The organism is Brevundimonas goettingensis, assembly GCF_017487405.1.
In the GTDB taxonomy this organism is placed as follows: domain Bacteria; phylum Pseudomonadota; class Alphaproteobacteria; order Caulobacterales; family Caulobacteraceae; genus Brevundimonas; species Brevundimonas goettingensis.
Map to the genome: position 1 here is coordinate 1,085,996 of NZ_CP062222.1, position 25,915 is coordinate 1,111,910.

The window sequence follows — 25,915 nt, forward strand, 5'->3', positions numbered from 1 at the left end:
CCCATGGCAAAGACGTCCGGACATTTCTTGAGCTGGGTGAAGCGCGACGCTCTGTCCGGGCGATTCAATGGGGCCGTCGGCGAAACCACCACGCCGAAAGGACATCGAGTGGTTCAGTTCTCGAAGCCCGCGAGAATCTCCGAGACGAAGCTGAAGGCCGCGATCGAAGCGCGCTCGGCGGCCAAATAGGACGTGGCTCGCGCCCCCAAAGGCTATTACAAATCGGTCTTCATCAACGCTCCTTTCACGCCCGATCGCGCGGAGCTGTTCAATGCGATGGTGTTCACGGTGCAGGCCGCGGGCTTCGCGCCGCACTGCGCCCGGGAACTGGACAACGCCGGTCAGGTCCGGCTGGACAAGATCAAGGATCTGATCCGCACCTGTCATCTCGGCATTCACGACATCTCGTTCATGGCCCTGGACGGCGACGTGCCGCGCTTCAACATGCCGTTCGAACTGGGACTGTTTCTGGGGGCGTCGGCTTTCGGCGAGGGCTGGGTGGCGCGCAAGGCCTGCACTATCCTCGATGCAGAAGCCTTCCGGTATCAGCGAGCGCTGTCAGACATCGCCGGTCAGGATATCCGGACCCATGCGCTCGAGGCCGACCAGGCGTCGGCACAGGTGAGAAACTGGCTCTCGCACCACTCGCGAAGCAAGGCACCGATCCTGGGGGCGGTCCCGATCTGGGGACTCTATCAGGCCTTCGAGGCAGAGTTGCCGGAACTGGCGGAAGCCAATGGCCTGATCGCCGACGACCTGACCTTCAGCGAGAGACGCTATATCGCGGGCGAGTGGCTTCGGGATCGCGTTCCATAACGGCGGGCGACACACGCCGCCATCACGCCCCAACGATGGACTTCGGTATCAAATGCCCCGTCTGACTTCCACGATCGATCCGAACAGCGCGGCGTTCAGGGCGCTGGATGCCCATAACCGGGCGCTGGCCGACGAGCTGCGCGCCAAGGTCGCGAAGGCGGCTCTGGGCGGGTCGGAGGCTTCGCGCGAGCGGCATGTGGCGCGGGGCAAGCTGTTGCCGCGTGACCGGGTCGAGCGGCTGCTGGACCCGGGTTCGCCCTTCCTCGAGGTCGCTCAGCTGGCCGCCAACGGCATGTATGGCGATGCGAAAGACCCCGACGGGGCGCCGGGCGCGGGCATGATCTGCGGCGTCGGCCGGGTCTCGGGCCGGGAGGTGATGATCGTCGCCAACGACCCGACGGTGAAGGGCGGCGCCTACTTCCCCCTGACGGTGAAGAAGCATCTGCGGGCGCAGGAGATCGCCGAGCAGAACAATCTGCCGTGTGTCTATCTGGTAGATAGCGGCGGAGCCAACCTGCCGCATCAGGCCGAGGTGTTTCCCGACCGCGAACATTTCGGGCGCATCTTCTTCAACCAGGCGCGGATGTCGGCGCGCAACATCCCGCAGATCGCCTGCGTCATGGGGTCGTGCACCGCCGGCGGCGCCTATGTGCCCGCCATGTCCGACGAGACGGTGATCGTGCGCAACCAGGGCACCATCTTCCTGGCCGGTCCGCCGCTGGTGAAGGCCGCGACGGGGGAGGTCATCTCGGCGGAAGAGCTGGGCGGGGCCGAGACCCATGCCCGCAAGTCCGGCGTCGTCGATCACGTCGCCGAGAACGACGAGCATGCGCTCGAGATCGTCCGCGACATCGTGGGCCACATCAACAGCGTGAAGACGGTCAGCATCGACGTGCGCGAGCCCAAGGCTCCGGCGCTGGATCCCGAGGAGCTCTACGGCATCATCCCCGAGGATGTCCGCGCCCCCTATGACGTGCGCGAGGTCATCGCCCGGATGGTGGACGGGTCGGAGTTCGAGGAGTTCAAGCCGCTGTACGGATCGAGCCTGGTCTGCGGGTTCGCCCGCATCTGGGGCTATCCGGTCGCCATCCTGGGTAACAACGGCGTGCTGTTCAGTGAGAGCGCGCAGAAGGGGGCGCACTTCATCGAACTGGCCTGCAAGCGCAAGATTCCGCTGGTCTTCCTGCAGAACATCAGTGGCTTCATGGTCGGCGGCAAATACGAGGCCGAGGGCATCGCCAAGCACGGGGCCAAGATGGTCACGGCGGTGGCGTCGGCGGAGGTGCCCAAGTTCACCATCCTGATCGGCGGGTCGTTCGGCGCGGGCAACTACGGCATGTGCGGCCGGGCCTATAGTCCGCGCTTCCTGTTCACCTGGCCCAACAGCCGGATCAGCGTCATGGGCGGGGAGCAGGCAGCATCCGTGCTGGCCACCGTCCACCGCGACGCCGACAGCTGGACCCCCGATCAGGCCGAAGCCTTCAAGGCGCCGGTGCGCCAGAAATACGAGGACGAGGGCAATCCCTACTACGCCACCGCCCGCCTGTGGGACGACGGAATCATCGACCCGGTTCAGACGCGAGACGTCCTCGGACTGGCCATTTCCGCGTCTTTGAATGCCCCGGTGCTGGACACGACGTTCGGAGTGTTCAGGATGTAGGTCCGCGGCGAAACGACCGACGGACAAGAACCATAAAAACGGGAAACATCAGGATGCGGATGACGATGGGCGGAATCGCCCTGGCTGGAATCAGCCTTGTCGCGGGTTTGGCGCTCTCGGGATGCGGGGCGAAGGTCGAGAGCCTGCCGGCGCAGTTTCAGGGACAGTGGGCCCAGACGGCGGCCCTCTGCAATGACGCCGACGGGGTGTCGCGGTTGACGGTGTCGGCGAACGGATTGGGCTTCTACGAGGGGCACGGCGCCCTGTCGGGACCCGTAACGACCTTGGGCGAGCGGGCCAGCGGGACCTTCGACATGACAGGCGCAGACTTCAATTACGAGGGCGTTCGCCCACGCGACCAGCGCCAGTCCGGCGAGCTGGTCCTGACCGACCACGGGGCGGGCCTGATCCTGACGCTTCAGGGCCACCGCCAGAACTATGTGCGCTGCACGGGCAATCGCGCATGATCGCCCTCCTGTCCTCGCTGGCGGGGGCGGCGCTGCTGACCGCCGCCGCAGGACAGGACGCCTCCCTGGCCCCGTTCGAAGGTGAATGGAACACCAGCGCCGCCGGCTGCGCCGATCTGGAGAGCCAGCACGGGCTGGCGATCGAGGGCGGCAAGATCGGCGGCTATGAATGGGGTGGCGATGTCGTCAGCGTGCGCTTGAGCCCTGGGGGCGAGGCTGCGGCCGACCTCGACTGGTGGGACATTAACGAGACCGGCTTTGACGGGCGGCTGATCACGCACCGCAAGACCTGGGGCTTCGCCCTGTCTTCGGATCACAGGGCCCTGACCGTTCGTTTCGATGACGGAAGCCAGACCTATGTCCGCTGTCCTGGGGATCGACCGGGATGAGGGATCGATCAGGCGGCCTTCTGGACGATCAGCCCGAACGAGGTCGTGGCATAGCCCTGCAGCGCCAGAACCAGAGAAGGTTCGGAATGGTAGGGTGGCACGTCGATGAACTGGTCCATGGGGCGGTCACCGGCGGTGAAGTCGAGCGGCGCGACCCGATGCCCCTTTTCCTCAAGGCGTCGGGCGAGCCTTTCGAAGTCCCGGCGACGGAACAGCACCGTGGTCTCGTGGTCGAGCGTGTCGGTGTTGGAGGACAGGTTGAGTTCGGTGGTGTGGATGGCCCAACCGCCCGGCTTGAGGGTGGCCAGCGAGTTCTCCACGAAATCGAGCCCCAGATCGATCGATCCGAGATGTTCGAACGCACAGGCGGACCAGCAGAAGTCAAATCCCTTCAGGTTCTGGTCGATCGCGTTCATGTCGCACACCTGGAACGACACGTTGAGCGCGAAGGTCTGGTCATCGCAGATGTCCGGGCGCCGCAATCCCTCGAGGCTCGCCGCGTGCTCCACAGAGCGGGTCCAGCCGGCCGAATGCGCGGACTCATGGGCCATGTCGGTGCCCACGATCGCGCAGCCGTAGTGGGCGAACAACGCGCTCAGGGGCTCTCGCCCGACGCCAAAGCCGAGACCGCGCGACCCCGGTCGCAACTGGTCCCGCTCCCAGAGCGCCTGGATGATATAGGCGAACTCCCACTGTTTGCGGTGGTAGGCGGGGCGAACCCCGATCCGCTGCATCCAGTAGGCGAACCAGGGCTGTTCGAAATACTCCTGGCGACAGGCCGACGACATCGGGAAAACGTTCCGGAGCGGTTTGCCCGGCGGAATGCGCGACGGTGTTTCAAGCGCCGACTGATCCGGCAAAAGGGCGTTGCGCAGGATCAGGCGCATCTCGCGCTGGTGAATGTCGAACTTGTGTTCAAGGCGGGCCAGTCGCGTCGCCGTGCGCGCCTCGACGAAGATATTGCGGTTGCGCCAGCTCTGGCGAAGCCGCTGCAGAGGGGTTTTCAACAGCGCGATCATGGTGTGGCGCCGCCCCCGTTCAAACCTGGACTTAACTAGGCGATCTCGCCAAACGTGTCACCCGCAAGAGTGGAATTCCGATGTTCAAATCCGTCCTTGTCGCCAATCGCGGCGAGATCGCCTGCCGGGTGTTCCGCACCGCCAAACGGATGGGGATCAAGGCCCTGGCCGTCTATTCCGAGGCGGACGCCAACGCCCTGCATGTGCGCGAGGCCGACGAGGCGATGTTGATCGGACCGGCGGCGGCGCGCGAGAGCTATCTGGATCAGGATAAGGTGCTGGCGGCGGCCAGGGCGATGGGAGCAGAGGCGATCCATCCCGGCTACGGCTTCCTGTCCGAGAACGCGGAGTTCGCCGAGGCGGTGGTCGCGGCGGGCATGATCTGGATCGGCGCCCCGCCGGCTTCGATCCGGGCCATGGGGCTGAAGGACGCGGCCAAGAAACTGATGGTGGGGGCCGGGGTGCCGGTCACGCCCGGATATATGGGCGAAGACCAGACGCCGTCGCACCTGAAGGCCCAGGCCGACGCGATTGGATACCCCGTGCTGATCAAGGCCGTGGCGGGCGGCGGCGGCAAGGGGATGCGGCGCGTCGATGAGGCCGGCGCGTTTCTGGACGCCTTGGCCTCGTGCCAGCGCGAGGCGGCGTCGAGCTTCGGCGACGACCGGGTGCTGATCGAGAAATACATCCTGAGCCCCCGCCACATCGAGGTTCAGGTGTTCGGCGACAGCCATGGGGAAGTCGTCCACCTGTACGAACGCGACTGCTCCCTGCAGCGGCGACACCAGAAGGTCATCGAGGAGGCTCCGGCGCCCGGCATGGACGCCGCGACGCGGGCGGCGGTGACCGAGGCGGCGGTCAAGGCCGCAAAGGCTGTAAGATATGTCGGCGCCGGGACCATCGAGTTCATCGCCGACGCCTCGGAGGGCCTCAAGGCCGACCGGATCTGGTTCATGGAGATGAACACCCGGCTGCAGGTCGAGCACCCGGTGACGGAGAGCATCACGGGCGTGGACCTCGTGGAATGGCAGTTCCGCGCGGCGGCGGGGGAGGCGGTTCCGCTCAAACAGGCCGATATCCCGATGAACGGCTGGGCCATGGAGGCGCGCCTCTATGCCGAGGATCCGGCGAACGGCTTCCTGCCGTCGATCGGCAAGCTCGAACATTTCGTCCTGCCCGACGACATCCGGGTCGATACGGGGGTCTATGAGGGCGGCGAGGTCAGCCAGTTCTACGACCCGATGATCGCCAAGCTGATCGTGCACGAGACCAGCCGTGAGGCGGCGGCGGCGCGGCTGGCGGACGCCTGCGGCGAGGTCGAGGTCTGGCCGGTCAGGACGAATGCGGGCTTCCTCGTTCGGTGTCTGGAGCATCCGTCCTTCGTGTCCGGGGATGTGGACACCGGGTTCATTGCGCGGGAGGAGGGGGCTCTGATCTCAAGCCGCCCGTCCGAAATCGCCCGGATCGCAGCCCTGACCCTGATGGCCGACAGCCAGCATCTGGCGCCCAAGCCGGGGCGGGCCGACTTCGACACGCCGTGGCAGGCGGACGCGGACAATGTGGCCACCGGCTTCCGGCTGAATGCGCCCCGGCGCGCCCTGTATCGCGCCCTGATCGGGGGCGAGACCACGACGGGAAGTCTGCTGTCGCGACAGGACGGCGATTTCTCCTGGGATGTCGAGATCGACGGCGAACGCCGGCTGAGCCGCAGCCAGGCGCGGACCGTCGAGGTCGAGGGGCTGGGGTCCGTCGGCTATCGCGGGACCTGGATCGAGACCGATGGCCTCGTTTTCGACCGGGGCTGGGCGTGGAAAGTGACCAAGCCCCGCTTCAGCGGAGCCGCGGGCGGCTCGGCCTCCGACGGCGCCCTGCGCGCACCGATGCCGGGCAAGATCGTCGCGGCGCCGGTCAAGGCCGGGGACGCAGTGGTCAAGGGCCAGCCCGTCGTGGTGCTGGAAGCCATGAAGATGGAGCACGCCCTGACCGCGCCTTTCGACGGGATCGTGGGCGAGATCGGCGTCGCGGTCGGAGACCAGGTGACGGCGGACGCCGTGCTGGCGGTGGTCGAGGCGCCCGACTGAATTCAGGCCTGATCCGGGACATTCCCCTGGCGCGCGACTTGCTCGCCTGAAAACCGAAGTCCCGTCCCGGGACGCATTTCGGATTTGGGGAAGAGCATGGTCGAGAACGCGGAATTCGCGATCCAGCTGACGGGCGGACCGTCGAACGACTGGCTGTGGTCGGTGCTGGACGAGAACGGCTCCACCGTCTCGAAGGGCGTCGCCGGACTTCAGGAACAGGCGCGGCGCGAGGCCGAGATCGTCGCCGGCTCGCTCAGCGTGTTCCGCCGTGTCACGCGGGGCGGCTGGTGATGCGTATCCGACCGAAAGCCTTCGCGGGTCAGGTGATCGCCGACCTGCTGCTGGTGTCGCTTCTGGCCGTGGTGACGGGCCTGATCGGGTTGCGAAGCGTGGTGCGCGGCGCCCGGGCCGTCGGCATCCTCCCGCCCAAGCCGAGCAGCGTGGCCTGCTGATCCAGCCGGCGTTTCGCCTCAAACCACCGCCCGTCTGACAGATCCTTGACCCGCCGTGGCCCTGCCGCGGCGGGTTTTCGTCGGGGGGCTACCAGCCGCTCGGGACGGGGATGCGGCCGCGACGCTGGCGTTGCTCGGTCGGCGGGGCCAGGGGTTGGTCGTGGTCGGGGCGGGCGTCGGGGGCGGCGCGGCCTGCGTCGGGGGCGGCGGAGCCTGGGGCTCCGGCTCGGGCAGGGGCGCGTGCTGGACCGGGGCGACGATCAGGGGCGTGGTATCGACCTCGATCTGCGGCTCGGGGACCAGATTGGGATCGACCGGAACCTCCAGCGCATCAAGCGGCGTGGTCACCAGCGCCATCTTGGCGATGACCGGCTCCTCGCCCGTGTGCTGGCGAGTGAAGGAGAAGCGCTGACCCCAGGCGCCGGTCCAGCGGTAGAAGATGTGCACGCCGATCTTGCGCAGCTTGACCAGCCGCTCGGCCCAGTAGGGCGAGACATAGTCGGCGTGATAGTGGGTCGCCATCCCGACCTCGGCGGCGACAGAGCCGTTCAGCGCCGCGGTGGCCACGGCCTTGGCGCGGGCCCAGCTCTCGGGGTTCGGAGGACGGTTCATGGCGCCGTCGCAGGTGAAGCTGAACTGGCAGCCGGTCGAGCGTTCCTGGCCCTGGAAAATCACGCCGCAGATGGTGTTGGGATAGGCCGGGTGGCGCATGCGGTTCAGGACCACCTGGGCGACGGCCGCCTGACCCTGGGGCGTCTCGTTGCCGGCCTCGTAATAGATGGCGGCGGTCATGCAATCGACGGCGCGCGAATACTGGACGATGTCCGTCGGCGACATGATGAAGGGCCTGGCGGGCTGGATCGGCAGGTCAGAGAACGGGATGGAATCGTTGAAAATCTGCGACGACAAGGCGTCGAGCTGACGCACGGCGTCGGGCGCCAGGGTGAACTCGTCCGGGGTCAGCGGGCCGGAGAGGGGCGCGCGGGTGTTGTGGACGGCCGGGCCGGCGTCGCTGCGCGTCTGCTGCTGGATCTGGGCCAAGCGCTGGGTCAGGACCAGGGTGACGGCGGCGACCACGATCAGCGCGCAGCCGAACCAGGCCAGCAGGCTGGGCGCCAGATCCTGGTAGCGCAGCCCGGAGAGCCGGTTCAGGAACGCCGTCAGCGGTCCGGACGGACGGGCGAACGGTTCATCCGGGAGGTTGGTGTCCAGGGACATGGAGTTCCGAATAAGGCGGCCGATGGGGGACGGTGCAGGGTTCGATTAGAACCGTCATGCGACGAGGCCAACCTCATTCGCAATAGCAGAGCAGTATTCGTGCCACGATAGGGACGAACCCGAGCGGGATCGGGGCGGATATGAAAACGCCCGGTCACCGTAGTGGCCGGGCGCTTCAGTTTTGAGACGTGAGCCGTCTCAGCGCAGTCAGGCGGCGACCCTAGGCCGCGACATTGACCCATTCGAACACGCTGCCCGGGGCCTGGCGTTCGTGCCAGGTATAATCGGTGCGGTCCCAGCGCGAGATCCAGGCGGACAGATTGTCCAGCACCACCTCGCCGGTGTCGCCCGCGACCAGCAGGACGGCGTGGCTTTCGCCCCAGCGCGTCTCGACGATGGCGATGGACAGGGCGGCGGCGGGAATGCCGGCCGCGATCAGCTCCTCGCGCTTGGTCAGGACATAGTCCTCGCAGTCGCCGCGCGGGCTGCTGCCGGACGGGGCCTGCCAGTAGTCGAGCTGGCCGTAGTTCGACTGGTCCGAGAGATTGCGGATGCGGCGGTTGACCGAGCGGTTGACGCGGTTGAGCAGGGTCCAGTTGTCGCTGTCCAGAACGACGGTGGCGGCGCGGTCGGCGGCGGCCTGTTCGGCAGGGCGTTCGGGCGCACGGGGCGCGGTCAGGTCGTCGGCCGAGGCGGCGCCGGCGCCGTTCGGCATCGGAACCAGGGGCGAGGTCTGGATGCGCGGCGCCGGGACGCCCAGACGGGCGAAGGTGCGGGCCATCGGATTGCGGTTGATCTCCGCGGCGGAGGCGGCCTGCCAGGCGATGCCGTCGGCCGAGGCGTCCACGGCCTGGGAGCCGAAGTCCGCGGCGGACGCGGCGCCGGCTTCAACGGCCACGGCCTGGGAGCCGAAGTCCGCGGCGGACGCGGCGCCGGCTTCAACGGCGGCGACGCGCGTCGGCTGAACCGGGGCAGGGGCGACAGGCGCGGGGGCGCGCTGGGCCGGGAAGACCCGGCTCCAGTCATAGGTCCCGCGACCGGCGGTCGTCGGCGCAGGACGGGTCGCGGAGGGAGCGGCGGCGTTCGACCGGGCGAAGGCCTGCTGCCAGAACAGGCTGGCGGCCAGACGCGACACGGCGGCCGGATCCCGCGCATCGGCGGCCGATCGCTCGCACTGCGTCGGCGTCCTGCGACAGAAGTCCAGGAAGCCGGCCGGCGCGGGCGCGGCGACGCCGAGCGGCATCGCAACGCGTGTGGCTTGACCGGCTTCGCCGGCCCATGCCGTGGAAGCCCCCAAGGCTCCGACAGCAAAAATCATCAGTGCCGCGCTTCTGCGCAGACGGTAGCGAGACATAGGTGTTCTCCGATCCCCACGGAGACAATGTCATCAGAAGTAAAAGATGAGTTTTACGAACGTTGTTGCTGGTTAATGTACCGGGTTGGTTGACCGCGAAGTAAGGTTAACTTCCGTACACCATCGCGTTGTTCTGAAATGGCACAAGGCGCTATTACTTTAGTCGGAGCGGGCCGGGCAGGGGCTTTGCGGCCGCCTTGGCCTCGCCGTCGGCGCTGGCTATAGAGGGGGTTCGGCCTGCGGGCGTGGCGGAATCGGTAGACGCAACGGACTTAAGCTGAGGATTGAGTGCGCCGGGGGAAATCCCGGACGTAGAACCGCTCAAATTCGGGGAACCCTTTCAACTGGCGATCCCGAGCCAAGCCCGACGGTCCGCCGACGGGAAGGTGTAGAGACTAGACGGGCGGCGTCTAAAGCTTTCGGCCGGCCGGCCGGGGCCATGACGAAGGGATAGTCCAGACCACGAACGCCCCCTCTGGCTTTGGGGGCGGCGGCGAAAGTCGAGGTGGTATGAAAATCCGTCGGGCCTAGCCCATGCCGGTTCGATCCCGGCCGCCCGCACCACCCGCCGATCAAGAGGCCATCCAGGGCCCTCGATCCACCGGCGGTTCTCGAACGTCGATATTTTTTCTGAGGTCTCCGGGGAGCGGCCTCGGCTGGACGGCGCTCAATTCCGCAGACTAGGTTGGCGTCGGGGGAAAGATGTCGCAACAGCCGCTGACCGCTCGAGAGAAGCAATGTCTGGAGCTGGCCGCGCAACGGCTGAGCGACCAGGAGATCGCTGACAGGCTGGGTATCAGCCGTCGGACGGTGGCCGCGCATTTCCAGAGCATCTTCGGAAAGCTGGGCGTGCGCGATCGGCGGCGCGCGGCGGAGCGCGTCGGCATTCAATACCTAGGCGCCGCAATACCGATATCCGGTTCACCGGTTTCGCTCCCTGATGCCGGGGCCGAGGCGGTCAACGACCTCGTCACGACGAGACGTGAAGGGACCCCTTCGTCCGTCGGTTGGTCCATCCCTCCGGCTCCGGAGCGGCTGGTTCTCCGACTGGCGCTGGTGGCGGCCTTCGCCATCGGAGGGACGGTGTTGGCGGTCGGCGGCGCCGCGATCCTGCACCTCGGCATGGAGCTGATGCAGCAGGCGGCGCCCGCCGGAGCCCGTTGAGGCAGACGACGCCAACACATTCATCCCGCCATGGGGCGGAGGGATAACTTCATGTCGAACATCAGCACTCTGCCGACCGCCTCCCGGTCGGCCCTGCAAGCCAAGCGCGCCCTGGGCGCCAAGGCCGCCCGTGAACTCCGGACCGCCGAACACCAGCTCGACCACGCCCTGGCGTCCCATCTCGCCCTGGCTCAGACCCTGGTCATGGGCCGGCTCGAGATCGGCGTCGCGGCCGCCGCGGGTCAGGAAGCCCTGGCCGAACTGACCCGGGCCATCGGCCTGGCCGTCGAGGCCCGGGGCGCGACCATCCGCGCCCATGAAGGCCTGCTGCAGACGGCGGAAGAGTTCTCCGTGCCGTGGCGCATGGAAAGCCCGACCGAGACCAAGCCGGGCAGCACCGCACCCCTGGCCTCCGCGGTCGGCTGAGCCTGGCGAGGCGAACCAGACAGGTAGGGGCCGGCGTTTAGGGATGAATCTTCTCCAGTATCTTCTCATGGCGCCGACCGTCCTCGTCCTGGCGGGCCTGCTGTGGTTCGGCCAGCGCGAGGATCGCCTGGGCGCGGCGGTGTTCGTGTCCGCCATCCTGGCCCCGCCGTTGCTGGAACCGCTGGTGATCGGGAACATCCGCTGGGGGCTGGGACTGATGTCTATCGGCCTTCTGGCGTCCCTGATCGCCCTGGTCGTGGTGTCCCGCCGCTGGTGGATCATCGCGGCGGCGGGATTCCAAGTGGCGGCGACCTCAAGCTATGCGATCGCCCTGGCCCAGCCCGATCTGCTGATCTGGACCGGCGTCTCGCTGCGGCTGGTGCTCTGGATGCTTCAGATGGTCGCCTGCGGGTTCGGCATCGCCGAGGCCCTGTCGGCGCGCCGGCAAACCCGATCCCATTTCCGGGCCAAGGCCCGACCTCTTTCGACAGAATATCATCCATGACGAAATCCGACCCCCAATGGACGTTCGAGTCCGCCGTCGCCTTCTGGCGCGAATGGTCCGCCCAGGATCTTGAGCCGGTGTGGGAGCGGTTCGAATCCGCCGAGAAATTCCTGCTGAAATGGCAGCCCGCGACCCCCGGAGAGGCCGGGGCCATGCTGGATGTCCTGCTCCAGACCGTGGCGTCGCGTAGCGATGGTTGCGACCAGACCGCCCTGGCTCATCTGAGGCGCTACGTCGGCGATCTGCCGAAAGTGTGAGTGCTTTGCGGGGCAGGGGGCTTCCAATTTCAGCCGGACGCGCGCCATTCTGTCCACTGGAACGGTCGAAGAACCGTCCGGAGGAATTAAGACCATGGCTTTCCTGGACTGGATCGCACCCCTGTCGCCCGTGAAGCGCGACGAAACGCGTGAGCGCGTCTTCTCCGCCGACATGTGCCCACTGACCTGGAGCTTCTGGGTGGTGGACGCCGAGGAGAGTCCGTCCGCCGACGCAACCGTGCGTGGCGACCCGCGCCGCCGGACCTCGGGCGAGGCCTAGACCCACTCTGGACAAAGCGTCGCGGAGGCGTAGGAGGACCGCCCGGTTCCGCTTACTGTCACGCATCCGCCATGCGCGGGCGCTAAGGGGCCGACAAGGTCATCGGAGCGTCCCCCAGTGAAGTCCACCACCGCGATCGTCTCGGCTCTTCTCATGCTGGGAGCCGCGCCGGCTCTCGCGCAGACCGCAGGGGAGGCCGCCGCTCCGGAGCGCGCGCCTTTCCCCGGATCGAACGCGGCGCCGGGCCGTCCGACCCTGGTCGTGACCATCGTGATCGACCAGTTCAGCGCCAATCTGTTCAACCAGTATCGCAGCCGGTTCACAGGCGGACTGAGGACCCTGGCCGATCAGGGGCTGGTCTATACCAACGGCTTCCAGAGCCACGGCGTCACCACGACCTGCCCCGGCCACTCCACCGTCCTGACCGGCGCCCACCCGACCCATACCGGCATCCCGGCCAATGAGTGGATCGATCCGGCGACGGGCAAGGAGCTCTATTGTCTGGCGGCGCCGCAGAACACCATCGCCGGGGGCGCCCATAGCGAGAATGGTCTGGTGGGCTCGGACCAGCTTCTGGTCACCAACCTGCCGGACTGGGTGAAGGCCCAGAGCCCGGACAGCCGCGTTTTCGCCGTCTCGGGCAAGGACCGGGGCGCGATCAACCTGGCGGGCCACCACGCCGACGGGACCTTCTGGATCGCCGGGCCGATGCTGACGACCTATGTCGAGCCCGGCCAGAACGCCGAGGCGCGGCTGGCGCCGATCGCGGCATTCAACGCTGCCTACAAGGCGAAGCTGGCGGCCGATCCGAACCCGACCTGGACCTTCCAGCACGACCAGTGCCGCACCCTGCGCTCGACCTCGACCGTCGGCGGCCAGACCTTCCACGCCGACCTGCCGCCGGAGGACGCCAATCTGGAAGACTCGCCGTATCTCGACGAGACCACCCTGGACGCCGCGACCTACCTGCTGGACAGCCAGCAACTGGGCCGACGCGGGGTGGTCGATCTGCTGGGCGTCAGCCTGTCGGGCACCGACAAGATCGGTCACGCCTACGGCACCCAGGGGCCTGAGATGTGCGAACAGCTGCTGCGCATGGACGAGGCGCTGGGGCGGTTCCTGAGCCGAGTCGCGGCGACCCCGGGCGCCATCGTGGTCCTGACCGCCGACCACGGCGGGTCGGACTTCCCCGAGCGGATCGCCCAGCGGGGCGGCGCCGCGGGCCGCTATGACACCACCATGCTGACGCGCATCAATGCCCAGCTGAAGACCCAGTTCAACCTGACCGACAACCCGCTACAGAGCGGCGGCACGGGCTTCATCGTCGCCGACAAGGATCACAAGGAACTGCCGGAACCGCTGCGCAGCCAGATTATCGCCGCCGCCGTCCCGCTGCTGAACGCCGAGCCGAACATCGTCCTGGCCGTGCCGCGCGACGAACTGCTGCAGGACCCGATGCCGGCCCGGAACTTCAATCCTGAAGAGCTGACGATCCGCGAGAGGCTGCGCCTGAGCGCCGTCGCCGGGCGAGGCGCCGACATCCTGCGCGCCTATGCCTACAACCTGACCTCCAACGCCCGGATCGGCGGCTCGATCGCCAGCCACGGCTCGCCCTGGGACTATGACCGTCGCGTGCCGATCATCTTCTGGCGGCCAGGCGAGCGCGGCGAGGAGCATTTCTGGCCGCTGCGCACCGTCGACATCGCCCCGACCCTGGCCAATCTGGTCAATGTCCCGGCGGCGGACACCGTGGACGGCGTGTGCCAGAACCTGGGCCTGTATGACGTCCCGGCGTGTCCGGTGGTCGCGGCGGAGCCTGACGCCAAGCCCTGAGGCCGGTGTCGCGTGTGCTTCGTTACAGGGCGTCACATCGTGTTTCCCGGTGGGCTCTGATCTACCGTCCGGCGTGTTACCTTGCCAGAAGGGCCACAGATTCCCGGCAAGGGATCAGGAAACGCGACCGGAAAACGGGACAGTCCAATGATCAGAGCAAGACGCGCGCGCATCGTCGCGACCCTGGGGCCCGCCAGCCGGGCGCCCGGCACGGTGAAGGCCCTGGCCCAGGCCGGGGTCGACGTCTTCCGCCTGAACTTCAGCCACGGCTCGCATGACGATCATGCCGCCGCCCTGAAGGCGGTGCGCGGGGCCGAGATGGCGCTGCAACGACCTCTGGGCGTGCTGGCCGACCTGCAAGGTCCCAAGCTGCGTCTGGGCCGGTTCAAGGATGTCGAGATCGACATCAAGCCGGGCCACAAGATGCGGTTCGATCTTGACCCGACCCCCGGCGACGAGACGCGGGTGCAGATGCCGCATCCGGAAATCTTCAAGGCCCTGCGCACCGGCAACCTGCTGCTGCTGGACGACGGCCGGGTGCGGTTGCGCGTCGGCGAGCGATCCGACGAATGGGCCGACGTCACGGTCGAGAGCGGCCACAAGCTCAGTGACCGCAAGGGCGTCGCCGTGCCGGAGGCGGTGATCCCGGTCTCGGCCCTGACGCCCAAGGACCGCGAGGACCTGGCCTTCGCCCTGCGCATCGGCGTCGACTGGGTGGCCCTGAGCTTCGTCCAGAAGGCCGAGGACATGGCCGAGCTGAAGCGGCTGGTCGGCGGCAAGGCGGCGTGCCTGGCCAAGATCGAAAAACCCCAGGCCCTCGCCGATCTGGGCGCCATTCTGGACTACTGCGACGGCGTCATGGTCGCGCGCGGCGATCTGGGCGTCGAGATGGACCCCGAAGAGGTGCCGGTGGCCCAGAAAGCCATCATCCGCGCCGCCCGCCAGCGCGGGGTGCCGGTGATCGTCGCGACCCAGATGCTGGAATCCATGACCAGCTCGCCGGCTCCGACGCGAGCCGAAGCCTCCGACGTCGCCAACGCCGTCTATGAGGGCGCCGACGCCCTGATGCTGTCGGCCGAGACGGCGTCCGGCGACTATCCGCTGGAAGCGGTGGGCATCATGAACCGGATCATGGAACGGGTCGAAAAGGACCCGACTTGGCCCAGCCTGATGGACGCCGAACACGCGGGCATGGACGATTTCGACGCCGACGCCCTGGTCGCGGCGGCGCGCAAGGCTGCCGAGGCCCAATCCACGGCCTGTATCGTCATCTTCACGACCCTGGGCGGCACGGCCCGGCGGATGTCGCGCGAGCGGCCGCTGCAGCCCATGCTGGCCCTGACGCCGAAAGCCGAGACGGCGCGTCGGCTGGCCCTGGTCTGGGGACTGGAGCCGCGTCTGGGCAAGGAGCCGACCTCGCTGGAGGACGTGACCGACAACGCCGTCAACAGCGCGGTCGAGTTCGGCCTGGCCCAGCCGGGGCAACGCGTCCTGATTCTGGCCGGGACACCGTTCGGCGCGCCGGGGGCTGCGAATCTGCTGCGTTTGGCCCATGCTCCGTCCAAACCGGCGAAGCGCTCCGCCAAATAGGCCGCGATCCTCCTCCAACGGGGCAGGGGGTCCGCCTCTTGGCGGTGGAGGGGCTAGTCCACATGCGGTGTCCGGGGCCAGCCCCCTCCACCACTTCGTGGTTCCCCTCCCCCGACGGGGGAGGACTGAACGCGATGATCAAATATCTCGGCTCGAAACGGGCCCTTCTTGATCCCATCAAGGCGGCCGTTGCGCGCGTCCTGCCCGAGGGCGGGACCGTCTGCGACCTGTTCTCCGGCAGCGCCCGGGTGGGCCACGCCCTGAAGGGGCAGGGCTATCGGGTCTGGTCCAACGACATCAACACCTATGCCCATACGCTGGCGACGGCCTATGTGCAGGCGGACCGCGAGGTCTGGTCGGACAGGGCCGCCGCGGTCATCGCCGAGCTGGGCGAGGTGAAGCCCGAGGCCGGCTGGTTCACCAAGACCTTCTGCGAGGACGCCCGCTTCTTCCATCCGGAGAACGGGGCGCGGATCGACGCCATGCGCGACCGGATCGTGGCCATGGGGCTGGAGCCGGAGCTGGAGGCCGTCGCCATGGTCTCGCTGATGGAGGCCGCCGACCGGGTGGATTCCACCGCCGGGGTGCATATGGCCTATATGAAGGCCTGGGCGCCGCGGGCCCTGAAGCCCCTGTCGCTGAGGATGCCCGACCTGCTGCCGGGCGTGGCGGGCGGGCCGTGCCGGGCGACGCAGGGCGATGCGGTCGAGATCGCGGCCCAGGTCGAGGCCGACCTCGTCTATCTGGACCCGCCCTACAACCAGCATTCCTATCTCGGGAATTACCACGTCTGGGAAAGTCTGGTGCTGTGGGACAAGCCCGAGACCTATGGGATCGCGAACAAGCGGGTCGATGTCCGCACGAGGAAGAGCGCCTTCAACTCCAAGCCCGGCATCGGCCCTGCTCTGGGGGCGGTGATCGAGGCGATCCAGGCGCCCAATCTGATCGTGTCGTTCAACGACGAAGGCTATCTGAGCCGCGACCAGCTGGTCGAGATGCTGTCGGCGCGCGGACGGGTGCAGGTGGTGGAGATCGACCGCCCCCGCTACGTCGGCGCCCGCATCGGCATTCATAATCCCAAGGGCGAGAAGGTCGGCGCCGTCGGGCGGCTGAAGAATGTCGAGTATCTGTTCCTCGTCACCGATCGGGTTGTGGCCCTGCCGGAGGCGGCTTAACCTTTGCGTAAGGAACGCTAGCGGACGCAGGCCGTTTGGGTCGGCATGGAACAGCTGTCGATGACCCCGATCTCGCAAGCCGAAGCGCTCCGCGCCCAGAACGCAGAGAAGGCTTACCGCAAGGCCATGGACGCCCGCGACGCCGTCGCCTGGCGCGCCCCGGGTGTCAGCCGCTTCGACAGCCGGCCAGCCAATGACACGGGCGTGTCGGAGCCGACGCTGAAAGAGATCATGTCGGATTTGCCCCCGTGGGTGACGATCGCCGCCGGCGCCGTTGTCGCCGCGTCGATGGGCGCGCTGCTGGGCGGCGCACTCCACATCTAGACGTCAGCCTTCGAGCAAGGCCCGGATCGGCGCCCAGCTGGGGCGGTGGGCCGGACAGGGGCCCATGGCTTTCAGGGCCGCCTGGTGGATGGGGGCATTGTAGCCCTTGTGGCTGGCGAAGCCGTAGCCCGGGTATTGGGCGTCGAGCTCGATCATCAGCCGGTCGCGCGCCGTCTTGGCCAGGATCGAGGCCGCCGCGATCGACAGGGACAGGCCGTCGCCGCCGACCACAGTCTTTACATCGCAGGGCAGCTTGAACCGGTAATTGCCGTCCACCAGCGCGGCCTTCGGCTCAACCCCTAGCGCCTCGATGGCGCGGCACATGGCCAGGCCCGTAGCATGGAGGATGTTGAGCTCCTCGATCTCCTCCACCGAGGCGAAGCCGACGCCCCAGGCAATGGCAGAGGCCTTGATGCGGGGCTCGAGTTCGAAGCGGCGCTTTTCGGTCAGGGCCTTGGAGTCGTCGATGCCCTCGGGCAAATCGTCGGGGTTCAGGATCACAGCCGCCGCCGAGACGGGACCGGCCCACGGCCCGCGCCCGGCCTCGTCCACGCCGCAGACCGGCCCGCCGACGGACTGGCTGAGCAGCACCTCGAGCGCGGTGGTTGGGAAGGCACGGTCTGACTTCGGGAGGGTGCGCTTCGGGGCGAGCTGGGGTTTGGCGATCTTGCCGGTCATTCGCCGCCTTTAACCTGATCCGCGCCGCGGCGGAAGCAACGGGCGTGCGGACCTTGCCCGATCCCTCCTCATTGACTTTGCACAGCCGAAGAGTGATCGTTGTTCTTCAAGCAGTCGGGAGAGGTACATGTCGTTTCTCATCCTTGCGGCGGCCATGACGCTTCAGGTTCAGGTGTTCACAGCCCAGCCGCTGCCGCCGCCCAGGCCGCGGGCGCCGGCGACCGAGCCCGCTACGGCCGGGGCCGGAGAAGCGGCGGCGCCTACGGAAACCGATCTCGATCGTGTGGTGTGTCGCATGGAGCCGGTCACGGGCAGCCGCTTCCCGCGTCGGGTCTGTCGGACCGAGCGACAGAACCAGTCGGAACGCAACGAGAGCCGGGACATGCTTCAGAAAATCCAGAAGCTGCCGGATATTCCGGCCTGAACCCCGGACGACCTACGCCGGACCGCTCATGGCCTGGACTTCCTCGCAGCGGAAGCAGGGCTGGATGTGGTCGTTGACCATGCCGGTGGCCTGCATGAAGGCGTAGACGATGACCGGGCCGCAGAAGTTGAAGCCGCGTTTCTTGAGCGCCTTGGCCATGGCGACCGACTCGGGCGTCTGGGTCGGGATGTCGCCCATGCCGGCGCGACGGCCCTGCATCGGCGCCCCGCCGACGAAGGACCAGAGCCATTCCGAGAAGTCCTCGCCCGAGGCCTGCATCTCCAGATAGATCTGCGCGCCCTTGATGGCGGCCTCGATCTTGGCGCGGGAGCGGATGATGCCCGGGTCGTTCATCAGCCGCTCGCGGTCGGCGTCATCAAACAGGGCGACCTTTGCCGGATCGAAGTCGGCGAAGGCGGCGCGCAGGGTCTCACGCTTCCTGAGGATCGTGATCCAGGCCAGGCCTGCCTGAAACCCGTCCAGCACCAGCTTCTCCCACAGGGCGCGCGGGTCGTATTCGGGCACGCCCCATTCGGTGTCATGATAGGCGACATAGAGCGGGTCGGTCCCGCACCATGCGCAGCGGTGGGGGGCGCAGCGATGCAGGGATTCGGTCATGGGCCGATCCTAGCGGCGCGGCGGCGAGGGCGGAAGCGAGGCGGCGTCGATCAATCATTGATCGCGCAACGACGTTCAGTCTTCAGAGTGTGGCGCCGGTTCGACAGGCATCCAGTCAGGGCGGCGGACGGTCACGGAACGGCCTTCGACCGTCAGGTCGCCGTCGATCCGGTCCAGCCGCAGCAGGGCGATAGCCGAGCCGTCGGCACCGGTCATGACTTCGCCCGCCCGGCGGTCTCCGTTCAGCAGGACCTCGGCCCCGACGGCGGGCGCAGGGCCGTCGAAGACGAGGGGCAGCATGCGGTTGCGAATGGCGCCGCGCCGCTTCATGCGCGAGGTCGTCTCCTGGCCGACGAAACAGCCCTTGGCGAAGTCGATGCCGTTCAGGAGGTCGAAGTCCGCCTCGATCGGATAGGTGCGATCCACCGCCGTGTCGCGCGCCGGATCGGGCACGCCGACGGCGAGGCGGTGGGCGTCGTAGTCGGCCTCGGGCGCGGTGGTGGTTCCGGTCTCGCCGTAGCGGCGGCCGCCGAGCAGGGCGGTGCGCGGGTCGGCGACGAAGCCCTCGGCGACCGCGGGCCAGCTGGCGGTGACAGGACGGTCGTCGGCGGCGACCTCGACCCTGGCCCGGAGTTTGTACATCGAGAGGCGCTGGATCAGGGCCTCGCGCCGGTCGGCCGCGACATCCAGCAGCACCGCATCCCCGTCTCCGAAAAGGAAGAGGTCGAACAGCAGCCGTCCGGGCGGAGAGAGCAGGGCGCCGAAACGCAGCTCGCCTTCACCCAGGGTCTCGACTTCCTGGGTCAGCAGATTGTTCAGAAAAGACTTCGCGTCCTCACCCGACACACGGATCAGGGCGCGGCTGTCGAGGCCGGCGAGGTTTGTCATGCGGCCAAGATAGGGTTGGCGCGTTCAGGGAGCGAGGGCCGCCCAGACTCTTTCGGGGAATCTTTTCCACCAAAGCCGACTGAACTGCCCGTTTCATCTCTCTGAACCCACGATAGAATCCGTATACGGTCCATCCATGGCGGCGCGTTTTCCCATTCTCTACATCGCCGAGGCCGAGGCTGAGGCCGCGGTGCTCTCGTCCGGCGTCCTGGCCTATCTGGTCGAGGCGATGCCCCAGGCGACCTTCACCGTGGTCGGATCGCCCGCGACCTCGCCCCTGTTCGCCGACACCCCGCGCCTCGACCGGCTGCTGACCCTCGACCGCGACGGCCGGTTCGAATGGATCGCTCTGTGGAATCAGGTGCGGGAGACCAAATGGGGACTGGTCGTCGACATGCGCGGCTCGACCCTGTCGGGCAAGCTGCGGCGCCAGAAGCGGGCGGTGCGCGGCAAGGTCAATCCGGAACTGCACGCCGTCGAACAGGCCGCCGACATCCTGAAGCTGGATGAGGTTCCGGCGCCGAGGCTGTTCTTCGGCGAGGAGACGCAAGGCCTGGCCGACGCCATCGTCAGGCCGGACGGCAAGCCGATCCTGGCGGTCGGTCCGGGCACGGACTGGATCGGCAAGCGCTGGCCCGCCGACCGTTATTCCCGCGTCGTCGCGGCCCTGCTGGCCGATGACGGGCCGCTGGCGGGCGGGCGGCTGCTGATCGTCGGCGAAGAGGCCGACCGCGACCTGGCCCACACCATTCGTCTGGCCGTCGCCCGGAACCGGGTGATCGAGACGCAAGGGAAACTGACACGGCTGCAGACCGCCGCCGCCCTGTCGCACGCCAGCCTCTACGTCGGGGCGGACTCGATCTGGACCCAGCTGGCGGTCGCCGCCGGCGTGCCCTCGGTGGCGGTCTTCGGGCCGTCGGACGAGGGCCAGGTCGGCCCGTGGCAGGGCGCCTCGGTGCGAGGGCCGCGCTCTCTGGACGAGTTCAAGACGCTGGATCCGCGTCTGAACCAGGCGATTCAGCACATGATGGACCTGCCGGCGGAGCGGGTGCTGAAGGCGGCGAAAAAGTTGCTGGCGGCCAAAACTTCGGCCTGAAAAACAAATACCGTCATCCTCGGGCTTGTCCCGCGGACCCATCTGTCATCAAACGCCGGGAGCGAGAGCCTTGGCGCTGCCTCTGGTCGGGTCGGCTCGCAAGCGCGGAACAATGGTCCTCGGGACGAGCCCGAGGATGACGGATCTGGGAGTGCTGCGATGAAGACCTATGACCTGATCGTGCGGGGCGGCGAGGTCTGTAATCACGCCGGGCGCGGGATGGCGGACGTCGGGGTCAATGACGGCCGCGTCGAATTCGTCGGCGACCTGTCGCAGGCCTCGGCGGGCGAGACGTTCGACGCCACGGGGCTGACGGTCCTGCCCGGCGTCATCGACACCCAGGTCCACTTCCGCGAGCCGGGGCTGGAGTGGAAGGAAGACCTCGAGAGCGGATCGCGCGCCGCGGCCCTGGGCGGCGTCGTCGCCGTGTTCGAGATGCCGAACACCGAACCCTCGACGACCGATCCGGACGCCTTGGCCGACAAGCTGGCCCGCGCCCGCGACCGGATGTGGACGGACCACGCCTTCTATATCGGCGGGACCCACGCCAACGCCTCGATGCTGGGCGAGCTGGAGCGTCTGCCCGGCTGCTGCGGCATCAAGGTCTTCATGGGCGCCTCGACCGGCACCCTGCTGGTCGCCGACGACGACGGGGTGCGCGAGGTGCTGCGCCATGTGAAGCGGCGCGCGACCTTCCACTCCGAGGACGAATACCGTCTGGTCGAGCGCCGGCCTCTGGCCCGCACCGGCGACTGGACCAGCCACCCCGAGGTGCGTGACGCCGAGAGCGCCATCCGCTCGACCAGGCGCCTTGTGGCCCTGGCGCGCGAGACCGGCGCCCGCATCCACGTCCTGCATGTCACGACGGCGGAAGAGATCGAATTCCTGGCCGACAACAAGGACGTGGCCACGGTCGAGGTCACGCCCCAGCACCTGACGCTGGACGGCGACGAGGCCTATGCGCGTCTGAAGGGTCTGGCCCAGATGAACCCGCCGATCCGCAGCCAGCCGCATATCGCCGGCCTGTGGCGCGGCATCGAGCACGGCGTCGCCGACGTGCTGGGCTCGGACCACGCGCCGCATACGCTGGAAGAGAAGGCGCGGCCCTATCCGGCGTCGCCGTCGGGCATGCCGGGGGTGCAGACCCTGGTGCCGGTCATGCTGACCCATGTCGCCAACGGCAAGCTGTCGCTGGAGCGTTTCGTCGATCTGACCTCGGCGGGCGCCAACCGGGTGTTCGGCACGGCGGGCAAGGGGCGGATGGCCGAGGGCTATGACGCCGACCTGACCATCGTCGACCTGAAGGCGAAGAAGACCCTGATCCATGCCGACATGGCCACCCGTTCGGGCTGGACGCCGTTCGACGGCTTCGAGGCGACCGGTCTGCCGATGGCGACGATCATTCGCGGCCGTACGGTGATGCGCGACGGCGAGCTGATCGGCAAGGCGGGCGGGCGTCCCGTGCGCTTCCAGGAAACCCTGAAGCCGTGACCTCGAAGGCCGGCGGCAGGACCGGAGGCCGACTGGGGCTGATCGGCTTCGGCGCTTTCGGGCGGCTGACTGCACGCCATCTGTCGGATCGGTTCGAGATCCTGGCGTACGATCCGGCGGCGACGGACGATCTGGGGCTGATCCGGCTGGCCGGGCTGGAAGAGGCCGCGGCCTGTCCGATCGTCATTCTGGCCGTGCCCGTGGAGGCGCTGGCGGCGACGGTCAGGGCCATAGCGCCGCATGTGGCGCCCGACGCCCTGATCATCGACGTCGGCTCGGTGAAGGTGCTGCCCGCGCGGCTGATGGCCGAGGGCCTGGCCGACGGCGTGCGTCTGGTCGGGACCCATCCGCTGTTCGGGCCGCAGAGCGGCAAGGACGGGATCGCGGGACTGAGGATCGCCGTCTGTCCGATCAACGACGACCGGGCGGCGCGGCGGGTCTCCGCCTTCTGCAGGAGGGCGCTGGGGCTGAAGGTCTTCGCCGTCTCGCCCGAGGACCACGACCGCGAGGCGGCGGTGGTGCAGGGGCTGACCCATCTGATCGCCCGGGTCCTGCTGGCCATGGAGCCACTGCCGAGCCGGATGACGACCGCCAGCTTCGAGCGGATCATGCAGGCGGTGGAGATGGTGCGCCACGACAGCCCTGCGGTGTTCCGGGCCATCGAGCGCGACAATCCCTTCGCCGCCGGGGTCCGCGAGCGGTTCTTCGCCCTGGCGGACGAGGCGCGTGCGGAACTGGATGGTCCCGAGAGCTAGTGTGAGGCGATGAAGGCCGCGACCGCGTCGACGACGCCCGGGGCCAGAGGCAGGGACGGGTCGCGATAGGTCGCAATATTCGCGTCGCGATCGGCCGGCGCGATTTTAAACATGTGATTGGCCCCTTCGAAGCGAACCATGGTCGCGTCCGGGCGCGCGGCGGCCAGGGCCTCGGCATCGGTCATGCTGACCTGAAGGTCGGTCGTCCCCTGACCAATGAACAGGGGCCCGCGATACGTCGCCGCCAGCTTGGCCGGGTCGAGCGGCAGCCAGGAGATCAGATAGGGCTGGACCGAGGGGCGGAAGACGCTCGCAAGTTCGGCCGGGAAGTCCGAAACGGTGCGGCCGGCCTCCAGCTCCGTAAAGGCCGCATAGGCCTGGGTCTTGAGGGGCTCGGGCAGGCCGGAGAATTGTTCGCGCAGCACAACGCCGGCGGGGCGTCCGGCGCCGGCCAGGGAGATCACGCCGCAAATGCGGTCGTCCGGAGTCTGTACGGCCTGGAGGGCGACGAGCGAGCCTTCGCTATGGCCGACAAGCCAGGCGCAGGGCTGGCCGGCGCGGCGGGCGGCCTCCGCGGCCCAGGCGCGCGCGTCCTCGGCATAGGCGTCGAATCGCGCGTCGGTCTCCGAGGGTCCGGCGGCGGCGCTTGCGGCGATTCCTCGCTTGTCGATCCGCAGCGTTGCGACGCCGTGTGTGGCAAGCCCCTCGGCCAGGAGACGAAGATTGCCGGCGGCGAAGCCGAACTGGGGTGAGTTTCCGTCCCGGTCGGTGGGGCCGGATCCGGGGATGATCACCGCAACCGCCGTCGTGGCTCCGGCAGGCGTCAGCAAGGTCCCGTGGAGGGGGGCAGGCCGGGAGGGCAGGGCGACGTCGGTCGAAACCGGCGCGGCGGTCTGGGCGAGCGCAAGGGCGCCCGCGAGCAGGAGGGTCAGCATCGTTCAGTCTCCGGTGAGAGGTTTGACGCGGGTACTAGAAGGGTTGGCGGTCGGGGTCAGTGCGCCAGACACGCCAGCTTTCGAACACGGCCAGCAGGGCGCTGGCGATCACGAACACGAACAACGCCTGCAGGCCCAGCGGCTGTGGAATGACCGTCGAGAGGGCGATGGCGCCAATCCCGCCGAAGAACCAGAGCCGGCCGGCCAGCCGGTTCGACCGGTCCCAGGCGGTTCGGCTCTTGTAGGCCCAGGGCGTCTTGACCCCGACCCAGGGATTGGGCCCGACGCGGCCCAGAAGGGCGCCGATGGCGGCGAGCAGCAGGCCGAAGACCGCCATCATCGTACCGGGCCCGTCGGCGCGGTCGCCCACGCCGCCTAGGCTGAGGGCGACTGTCAGACCGGCGATGCCGACGAAGGCGATCAGGATCACGGCCTGGGCCGCCTTCAGGCCACGGCGCCGCCTCGTGTCGCCATCCTCTTCGGCCCGGGCGGCCGCCAGCCCAAGGCCGCCGCTGAGCAGGAGGCCGAGTGTCGCCATCCCGGCGATCATCAGGGCCAGTTCGGTCCGGTCGCTCCAGCCATCGGGCTGACCTGAGAGGGTGAAATGGGTCGGGATAGGGCCGGTCGGGCCGTTGATGGCCGTGTTGCCGGCGAGGATCATCTGGGCTGCGAAGACGAGGCCGCTGAGCTTGTCGAGCGGCGTGAGTTTCAGGGTCATCGTTCAGTCTCCCCCTTTGCGGCTACCAACGCGTCCGCGGCTGTGCTTCCCGTCCCCGCGATCTCCATGAGGAAGGCCATGGCCTCCTCGACGGCGGAGATCTCCAGCCGGTAGCGGATGGTCTGGCCCTCGCGCTCGGGGCTGACGAGGCCGGCCTCCTTGAGCGCGTTCAGATGGCCGGTGATGGTCGGCCAGCTCATGTCGAAAGCGGCGGCGATGTCGCCGGACGCCATGGGGCCCTTGCGCAGCATCGCGACGATGCGGCGGCGGACCGGGTGCGACAGGGCCTTGAACAGGGTGTTCATGAGTCAGGACCCTAATTAGGGATTTTCCTAATCGCAAGTCTTGTTTCGGCAGTTGCCTAAGAAGGTCGGAAGCGGTTGTTGCGAAAGGCTTGCAAGCGGCGCCGGGAGAGGGTTGAACCGGCGCATCTTGTAAGGAGCCGGCTCATGAACATCAGCGACCAGATCGTCCTCGTCACCGGCGGGGCGCGCGGCGTGGGCGCGGCGGTGGTGAGGGCCTTCGCGGGGCAGGGCGCGCGGGTGGTGATCAACTGGCGGGCCAGCGGCGACAAGGCCGAGGCGCTGGCGGCCGAGCTCGGTGACCGCGTCATGGCGTACCAGGCCGACGTCGCCGACCGGTCTGCGGTCGAGGCCATGGTCGCGGCGACCGAGGCGAAGTTCGGCGGACCGATCACGACGGTGATCAACAATGCGCTGGACTACAGCTTCAACGGCGATGCGCGCTCGGTCCTGACCGACATCGGCTGGGCCGAGATGGAGAGCCAGTTCTCGACCGTGGTGCGCGGCGCCCTGAACGTCATCCAGGCGGCCGTGCCCGGCATGTGCCGCAACGGGGGCGGCAGGGTGGTCAACATCGGCACCAACCTGTTCCAGAACCCGGTCGTGCCCTATCACGACTACACCGCCGCCAAGGCCGCGCTCCTGTCCCTGACCCGCACGGCGGCGGGCGACCTGGGGCCCAAGGGGATCACCGTCAACATGGTCTCGGGCGGCCTGCTGCGGACCACCGACGCCTCAGCCGCGACGCCCGACGCCGTCTTCGACCTGATCGCCGGCATGACCCCGCTGCGGAGCGTCACCACGCCGGAGGAGTTCGCCGACGCGGTGCTATTCTTCGCCTCGCCCTGGAGCCGGGCCGTGACGGGGCAGAATCTGGTGGTCGATGGGGGGTTGGTGCGGGATTGATACAGCCCATCTCCTCCCCGTGCGAAGCATGGGGAGGTGGCGCGGCGCTCCTTCAGCGCCGTGACGGAGGGGGCGACGCCGTGCTCGCCGCAGA

At 68.1% G+C, this 25,915-nt stretch carries 31 protein-coding genes; 22 read left to right on the forward strand and 9 right to left on the reverse strand.

What is annotated here, in order from left to right:
* The first annotated feature begins 3 nt into the window (after window positions 1-3).
* Genes IFJ75_RS05340 through IFJ75_RS05360 form a run of 5 tightly spaced genes read left to right on the forward strand, consistent with a single transcriptional unit; the run spans window position 4 to window position 3,332 of the window.
* Window positions 4-189: a hypothetical protein gene (locus tag IFJ75_RS05340; protein WP_207931597.1), complete on the forward strand. Its 186-nt coding sequence runs from the start codon at window positions 4-6 to the stop codon at window positions 187-189.
* A 3-nt stretch (window positions 190-192) separates the two neighbouring features.
* Window positions 193-816 carry a hypothetical protein gene (locus IFJ75_RS05345; protein ID WP_207931598.1) on the forward strand — a complete coding sequence of 208 codons (624 nt, stop codon included), beginning with the start codon at window positions 193-195 and terminating at the stop codon, window positions 814-816.
* Window positions 817-868: 52 nt separating this feature from the next.
* Window positions 869-2,476: a carboxyl transferase domain-containing protein gene (locus IFJ75_RS05350; protein WP_207931599.1), complete on the forward strand. Its 1,608-nt coding sequence runs from the start codon at window positions 869-871 to the stop codon at window positions 2,474-2,476.
* 53 nt (window positions 2,477-2,529) lie between these two features.
* Entirely contained in the window at window positions 2,530-2,943 is a 414-nt protein-coding gene (locus IFJ75_RS05355; RefSeq protein WP_207931600.1) for a hypothetical protein, read from the forward strand.
* Window positions 2,940-3,332, forward strand: a complete 393-nt coding sequence (locus IFJ75_RS05360; protein ID WP_207931601.1) for a hypothetical protein — start codon at window positions 2,940-2,942, stop codon at window positions 3,330-3,332. The genes IFJ75_RS05355 and IFJ75_RS05360 overlap by 4 nt, the downstream gene beginning before the upstream one ends.
* Before the next feature lie 8 nt (window positions 3,333-3,340).
* Here the strand turns inward: IFJ75_RS05360 and IFJ75_RS05365 are convergent, their stop codons facing one another.
* Complete coding sequence (locus IFJ75_RS05365) at window positions 3,341-4,351, reverse strand: class I SAM-dependent methyltransferase (RefSeq protein ID WP_207931602.1); 1,011 nt, start codon at window positions 4,349-4,351, stop codon at window positions 3,341-3,343.
* Window positions 4,352-4,431: 80 nt separating this feature from the next.
* Here IFJ75_RS05365 and IFJ75_RS05370 point away from each other — a divergent pair, with 80 nt between their 5' ends.
* From IFJ75_RS05370 to IFJ75_RS05380, 3 genes are all read left to right on the forward strand, one after another.
* Complete coding sequence (locus IFJ75_RS05370) at window positions 4,432-6,432, forward strand: acetyl/propionyl/methylcrotonyl-CoA carboxylase subunit alpha (RefSeq protein ID WP_207931603.1); 2,001 nt, start codon at window positions 4,432-4,434, stop codon at window positions 6,430-6,432.
* A gap of 96 nt (window positions 6,433-6,528) precedes the next feature.
* Entirely contained in the window at window positions 6,529-6,723 is a 195-nt protein-coding gene (locus tag IFJ75_RS05375) for a hypothetical protein (protein ID WP_207931604.1), read from the forward strand.
* Complete coding sequence (locus tag IFJ75_RS05380) at window positions 6,723-6,884, forward strand: hypothetical protein (RefSeq protein ID WP_207931605.1); 162 nt, start codon at window positions 6,723-6,725, stop codon at window positions 6,882-6,884. Before IFJ75_RS05375 ends, IFJ75_RS05380 begins: the two co-directional genes overlap by 1 nt.
* A gap of 18 nt (window positions 6,885-6,902) precedes the next feature.
* Here the strand turns inward: IFJ75_RS05380 and IFJ75_RS05385 are convergent, their stop codons facing one another.
* Together IFJ75_RS05385 and IFJ75_RS05390 are read right to left on the reverse strand one after the other, a co-directional pair.
* Entirely contained in the window at window positions 6,903-8,102 is a 1,200-nt protein-coding gene (locus tag IFJ75_RS05385) for a cell wall hydrolase (protein ID WP_207931606.1), read from the reverse strand.
* 220 nt (window positions 8,103-8,322) lie between these two features.
* Complete coding sequence (locus tag IFJ75_RS05390) at window positions 8,323-9,345, reverse strand: transglutaminase-like cysteine peptidase (protein WP_207931607.1); 1,023 nt, start codon at window positions 9,343-9,345, stop codon at window positions 8,323-8,325.
* A gap of 813 nt (window positions 9,346-10,158) precedes the next feature.
* Between IFJ75_RS05390 and IFJ75_RS05395 the strand changes: the two genes are divergently transcribed.
* The 9 genes from IFJ75_RS05395 to IFJ75_RS05435 all read left to right on the forward strand — a co-directional run bounded on the left by IFJ75_RS05395 (window position 10,159) and on the right by IFJ75_RS05435 (window position 17,010).
* Window positions 10,159-10,620 (forward strand): helix-turn-helix domain-containing protein, encoded by a 462-nt coding sequence (locus tag IFJ75_RS05395; RefSeq protein ID WP_207931608.1) that lies wholly within the window; start codon window positions 10,159-10,161, stop codon window positions 10,618-10,620.
* 51 nt (window positions 10,621-10,671) lie between these two features.
* Window positions 10,672-11,046 (forward strand): hypothetical protein, encoded by a 375-nt coding sequence (locus IFJ75_RS05400; RefSeq protein WP_207931609.1) that lies wholly within the window; start codon window positions 10,672-10,674, stop codon window positions 11,044-11,046.
* A gap of 67 nt (window positions 11,047-11,113) precedes the next feature.
* A complete protein-coding gene (locus IFJ75_RS05405) occupies window positions 11,114-11,551 on the forward strand; it encodes a hypothetical protein (protein WP_207931610.1) in 438 nt (145 codons plus the stop codon).
* Window positions 11,548-11,808, forward strand: a complete 261-nt coding sequence (locus tag IFJ75_RS05410; RefSeq protein ID WP_207931611.1) for a hypothetical protein — start codon at window positions 11,548-11,550, stop codon at window positions 11,806-11,808. Before IFJ75_RS05405 ends, IFJ75_RS05410 begins: the two co-directional genes overlap by 4 nt.
* Before the next feature lie 94 nt (window positions 11,809-11,902).
* Window positions 11,903-12,088: a hypothetical protein gene (locus IFJ75_RS05415; protein WP_207931612.1), complete on the forward strand. Its 186-nt coding sequence runs from the start codon at window positions 11,903-11,905 to the stop codon at window positions 12,086-12,088.
* A gap of 117 nt (window positions 12,089-12,205) precedes the next feature.
* A complete protein-coding gene (locus tag IFJ75_RS05420; RefSeq protein WP_225897008.1) occupies window positions 12,206-13,921 on the forward strand; it encodes an alkaline phosphatase family protein in 1,716 nt (571 codons plus the stop codon).
* Window positions 13,922-14,068: 147 nt separating this feature from the next.
* Window positions 14,069-15,511: a pyruvate kinase gene (gene pyk / locus IFJ75_RS05425; protein WP_207931613.1), complete on the forward strand. Its 1,443-nt coding sequence runs from the start codon at window positions 14,069-14,071 to the stop codon at window positions 15,509-15,511.
* Between the two features lie 134 nt (window positions 15,512-15,645).
* Window positions 15,646-16,686: a DNA adenine methylase gene (locus tag IFJ75_RS05430; protein WP_207931614.1), complete on the forward strand. Its 1,041-nt coding sequence runs from the start codon at window positions 15,646-15,648 to the stop codon at window positions 16,684-16,686.
* 60 nt (window positions 16,687-16,746) lie between these two features.
* Window positions 16,747-17,010 carry a hypothetical protein gene (locus IFJ75_RS05435; protein WP_207931615.1) on the forward strand — a complete coding sequence of 88 codons (264 nt, stop codon included), beginning with the start codon at window positions 16,747-16,749 and terminating at the stop codon, window positions 17,008-17,010.
* Between the two features lie 3 nt (window positions 17,011-17,013).
* Here the strand turns inward: IFJ75_RS05435 and IFJ75_RS05440 are convergent, their stop codons facing one another.
* Entirely contained in the window at window positions 17,014-17,688 is a 675-nt protein-coding gene (locus IFJ75_RS05440; RefSeq protein ID WP_207931616.1) for a ribonuclease HII, read from the reverse strand.
* A gap of 127 nt (window positions 17,689-17,815) precedes the next feature.
* Between IFJ75_RS05440 and IFJ75_RS05445 the strand changes: the two genes are divergently transcribed.
* Window positions 17,816-18,112, forward strand: a complete 297-nt coding sequence (locus tag IFJ75_RS05445) for a hypothetical protein (protein ID WP_207931617.1) — start codon at window positions 17,816-17,818, stop codon at window positions 18,110-18,112.
* A gap of 12 nt (window positions 18,113-18,124) precedes the next feature.
* Here the strand turns inward: IFJ75_RS05445 and IFJ75_RS05450 are convergent, their stop codons facing one another.
* Together IFJ75_RS05450 and ygfZ are read right to left on the reverse strand one after the other, a co-directional pair.
* Complete coding sequence (locus IFJ75_RS05450) at window positions 18,125-18,730, reverse strand: DNA-3-methyladenine glycosylase I (RefSeq protein ID WP_207931618.1); 606 nt, start codon at window positions 18,728-18,730, stop codon at window positions 18,125-18,127.
* Window positions 18,731-18,805: 75 nt separating this feature from the next.
* Window positions 18,806-19,618: a CAF17-like 4Fe-4S cluster assembly/insertion protein YgfZ gene (gene ygfZ / locus IFJ75_RS05455; protein ID WP_207931619.1), complete on the reverse strand. Its 813-nt coding sequence runs from the start codon at window positions 19,616-19,618 to the stop codon at window positions 18,806-18,808.
* Between the two features lie 136 nt (window positions 19,619-19,754).
* Between ygfZ and IFJ75_RS05460 the strand changes: the two genes are divergently transcribed.
* From IFJ75_RS05460 to IFJ75_RS05470, 3 genes are all read left to right on the forward strand, one after another.
* Window positions 19,755-20,714, forward strand: coding sequence for a glycosyltransferase family 9 protein (locus IFJ75_RS05460; RefSeq protein ID WP_207931620.1), 960 nt, complete (start codon window positions 19,755-19,757; stop codon window positions 20,712-20,714).
* 159 nt (window positions 20,715-20,873) lie between these two features.
* A complete protein-coding gene (locus IFJ75_RS05465; protein ID WP_207931621.1) occupies window positions 20,874-22,205 on the forward strand; it encodes a dihydroorotase in 1,332 nt (443 codons plus the stop codon).
* Window positions 22,202-22,960 carry a prephenate dehydrogenase gene (locus tag IFJ75_RS05470; RefSeq protein WP_225897009.1) on the forward strand — a complete coding sequence of 253 codons (759 nt, stop codon included), beginning with the start codon at window positions 22,202-22,204 and terminating at the stop codon, window positions 22,958-22,960. Before IFJ75_RS05465 ends, IFJ75_RS05470 begins: the two co-directional genes overlap by 4 nt.
* Here the strand turns inward: IFJ75_RS05470 and IFJ75_RS05475 are convergent.
* Genes IFJ75_RS05475 through IFJ75_RS05485 form a run of 3 tightly spaced genes read right to left on the reverse strand, consistent with a single transcriptional unit; the run spans window position 22,957 to window position 24,918 of the window.
* A complete protein-coding gene (locus tag IFJ75_RS05475; protein WP_207931622.1) occupies window positions 22,957-23,895 on the reverse strand; it encodes an alpha/beta hydrolase in 939 nt (312 codons plus the stop codon). The genes IFJ75_RS05470 and IFJ75_RS05475 overlap by 4 nt on opposite strands.
* 34 nt (window positions 23,896-23,929) lie before the next feature.
* On the reverse strand, window positions 23,930-24,613 hold the full coding sequence (locus IFJ75_RS05480) for an SdpI family protein (RefSeq protein ID WP_207931623.1): 684 nt from the start codon (window positions 24,611-24,613) through the stop codon (window positions 23,930-23,932).
* Window positions 24,610-24,918 carry a metalloregulator ArsR/SmtB family transcription factor gene (locus IFJ75_RS05485; protein ID WP_207931624.1) on the reverse strand — a complete coding sequence of 103 codons (309 nt, stop codon included), beginning with the start codon at window positions 24,916-24,918 and terminating at the stop codon, window positions 24,610-24,612. Before IFJ75_RS05485 ends, IFJ75_RS05480 begins: the two co-directional genes overlap by 4 nt.
* 144 nt (window positions 24,919-25,062) lie before the next feature.
* Between IFJ75_RS05485 and IFJ75_RS05490 the strand changes: the two genes are divergently transcribed.
* A complete protein-coding gene (locus IFJ75_RS05490) occupies window positions 25,063-25,821 on the forward strand; it encodes a 3-oxoacyl-ACP reductase (RefSeq protein WP_207931625.1) in 759 nt (252 codons plus the stop codon).
* The last annotated feature ends 94 nt before the right edge of the window (window positions 25,822-25,915 follow it).

What these genes read in the sequence shown, in the direction of transcription:
- IFJ75_RS05380 (WP_207931605.1), top strand. Translation starts at nt 6,723, where the DNA reads ATGCGTATCCGACCGAAAGCCTTCGCGGGTCAGGTGATCGCCGACCTG.
- IFJ75_RS05480 (WP_207931623.1), bottom strand. Translation starts at nt 24,613, where the DNA reads ATGACCCTGAAACTCACGCCGCTCGACAAGCTCAGCGGCCTCGTCTTC.
- IFJ75_RS05385 (WP_207931606.1), bottom strand. Translation starts at nt 8,102, where the DNA reads ATGTCCCTGGACACCAACCTCCCGGATGAACCGTTCGCCCGTCCGTCC.
- IFJ75_RS05415 (WP_207931612.1), top strand. Translation starts at nt 11,903, where the DNA reads ATGGCTTTCCTGGACTGGATCGCACCCCTGTCGCCCGTGAAGCGCGAC.
- IFJ75_RS05370 (WP_207931603.1), top strand. Translation starts at nt 4,432, where the DNA reads ATGTTCAAATCCGTCCTTGTCGCCAATCGCGGCGAGATCGCCTGCCGG.
- IFJ75_RS05460 (WP_207931620.1), top strand. Translation starts at nt 19,755, where the DNA reads ATGGCGGCGCGTTTTCCCATTCTCTACATCGCCGAGGCCGAGGCTGAG.
- IFJ75_RS05405 (WP_207931610.1), top strand. Translation starts at nt 11,114, where the DNA reads ATGGCGCCGACCGTCCTCGTCCTGGCGGGCCTGCTGTGGTTCGGCCAG.
- IFJ75_RS05360 (WP_207931601.1), top strand. Translation starts at nt 2,940, where the DNA reads ATGATCGCCCTCCTGTCCTCGCTGGCGGGGGCGGCGCTGCTGACCGCC.
- IFJ75_RS05450 (WP_207931618.1), bottom strand. Translation starts at nt 18,730, where the DNA reads ATGACCGAATCCCTGCATCGCTGCGCCCCCCACCGCTGCGCATGGTGC.
- IFJ75_RS05355 (WP_207931600.1), top strand. Translation starts at nt 2,530, where the DNA reads ATGCGGATGACGATGGGCGGAATCGCCCTGGCTGGAATCAGCCTTGTC.
- IFJ75_RS05490 (WP_207931625.1), top strand. Translation starts at nt 25,063, where the DNA reads ATGAACATCAGCGACCAGATCGTCCTCGTCACCGGCGGGGCGCGCGGC.
- IFJ75_RS05440 (WP_207931616.1), bottom strand. Translation starts at nt 17,688, where the DNA reads ATGACCGGCAAGATCGCCAAACCCCAGCTCGCCCCGAAGCGCACCCTC.
- IFJ75_RS05410 (WP_207931611.1), top strand. Translation starts at nt 11,548, where the DNA reads ATGACGAAATCCGACCCCCAATGGACGTTCGAGTCCGCCGTCGCCTTC.
- IFJ75_RS05375 (WP_207931604.1), top strand. Translation starts at nt 6,529, where the DNA reads ATGGTCGAGAACGCGGAATTCGCGATCCAGCTGACGGGCGGACCGTCG.
- IFJ75_RS05475 (WP_207931622.1), bottom strand. Translation starts at nt 23,895, where the DNA reads ATGCTGACCCTCCTGCTCGCGGGCGCCCTTGCGCTCGCCCAGACCGCC.
- IFJ75_RS05365 (WP_207931602.1), bottom strand. Translation starts at nt 4,351, where the DNA reads ATGATCGCGCTGTTGAAAACCCCTCTGCAGCGGCTTCGCCAGAGCTGG.
- IFJ75_RS05350 (WP_207931599.1), top strand. Translation starts at nt 869, where the DNA reads ATGCCCCGTCTGACTTCCACGATCGATCCGAACAGCGCGGCGTTCAGG.
- ygfZ (WP_207931619.1), bottom strand. Translation starts at nt 19,618, where the DNA reads ATGACAAACCTCGCCGGCCTCGACAGCCGCGCCCTGATCCGTGTGTCG.
- IFJ75_RS05485 (WP_207931624.1), bottom strand. Translation starts at nt 24,918, where the DNA reads ATGAACACCCTGTTCAAGGCCCTGTCGCACCCGGTCCGCCGCCGCATC.
- IFJ75_RS05430 (WP_207931614.1), top strand. Translation starts at nt 15,646, where the DNA reads ATGATCAAATATCTCGGCTCGAAACGGGCCCTTCTTGATCCCATCAAG.
- IFJ75_RS05395 (WP_207931608.1), top strand. Translation starts at nt 10,159, where the DNA reads ATGTCGCAACAGCCGCTGACCGCTCGAGAGAAGCAATGTCTGGAGCTG.
- IFJ75_RS05435 (WP_207931615.1), top strand. Translation starts at nt 16,747, where the DNA reads ATGACCCCGATCTCGCAAGCCGAAGCGCTCCGCGCCCAGAACGCAGAG.
- IFJ75_RS05400 (WP_207931609.1), top strand. Translation starts at nt 10,672, where the DNA reads ATGTCGAACATCAGCACTCTGCCGACCGCCTCCCGGTCGGCCCTGCAA.
- IFJ75_RS05465 (WP_207931621.1), top strand. Translation starts at nt 20,874, where the DNA reads ATGAAGACCTATGACCTGATCGTGCGGGGCGGCGAGGTCTGTAATCAC.
- pyk (WP_207931613.1), top strand. Translation starts at nt 14,069, where the DNA reads ATGATCAGAGCAAGACGCGCGCGCATCGTCGCGACCCTGGGGCCCGCC.
- IFJ75_RS05340 (WP_207931597.1), top strand. Translation starts at nt 4, where the DNA reads ATGGCAAAGACGTCCGGACATTTCTTGAGCTGGGTGAAGCGCGACGCT.
- IFJ75_RS05390 (WP_207931607.1), bottom strand. Translation starts at nt 9,345, where the DNA reads ATGCCGCTCGGCGTCGCCGCGCCCGCGCCGGCCGGCTTCCTGGACTTC.
- IFJ75_RS05445 (WP_207931617.1), top strand. Translation starts at nt 17,816, where the DNA reads ATGTCGTTTCTCATCCTTGCGGCGGCCATGACGCTTCAGGTTCAGGTG.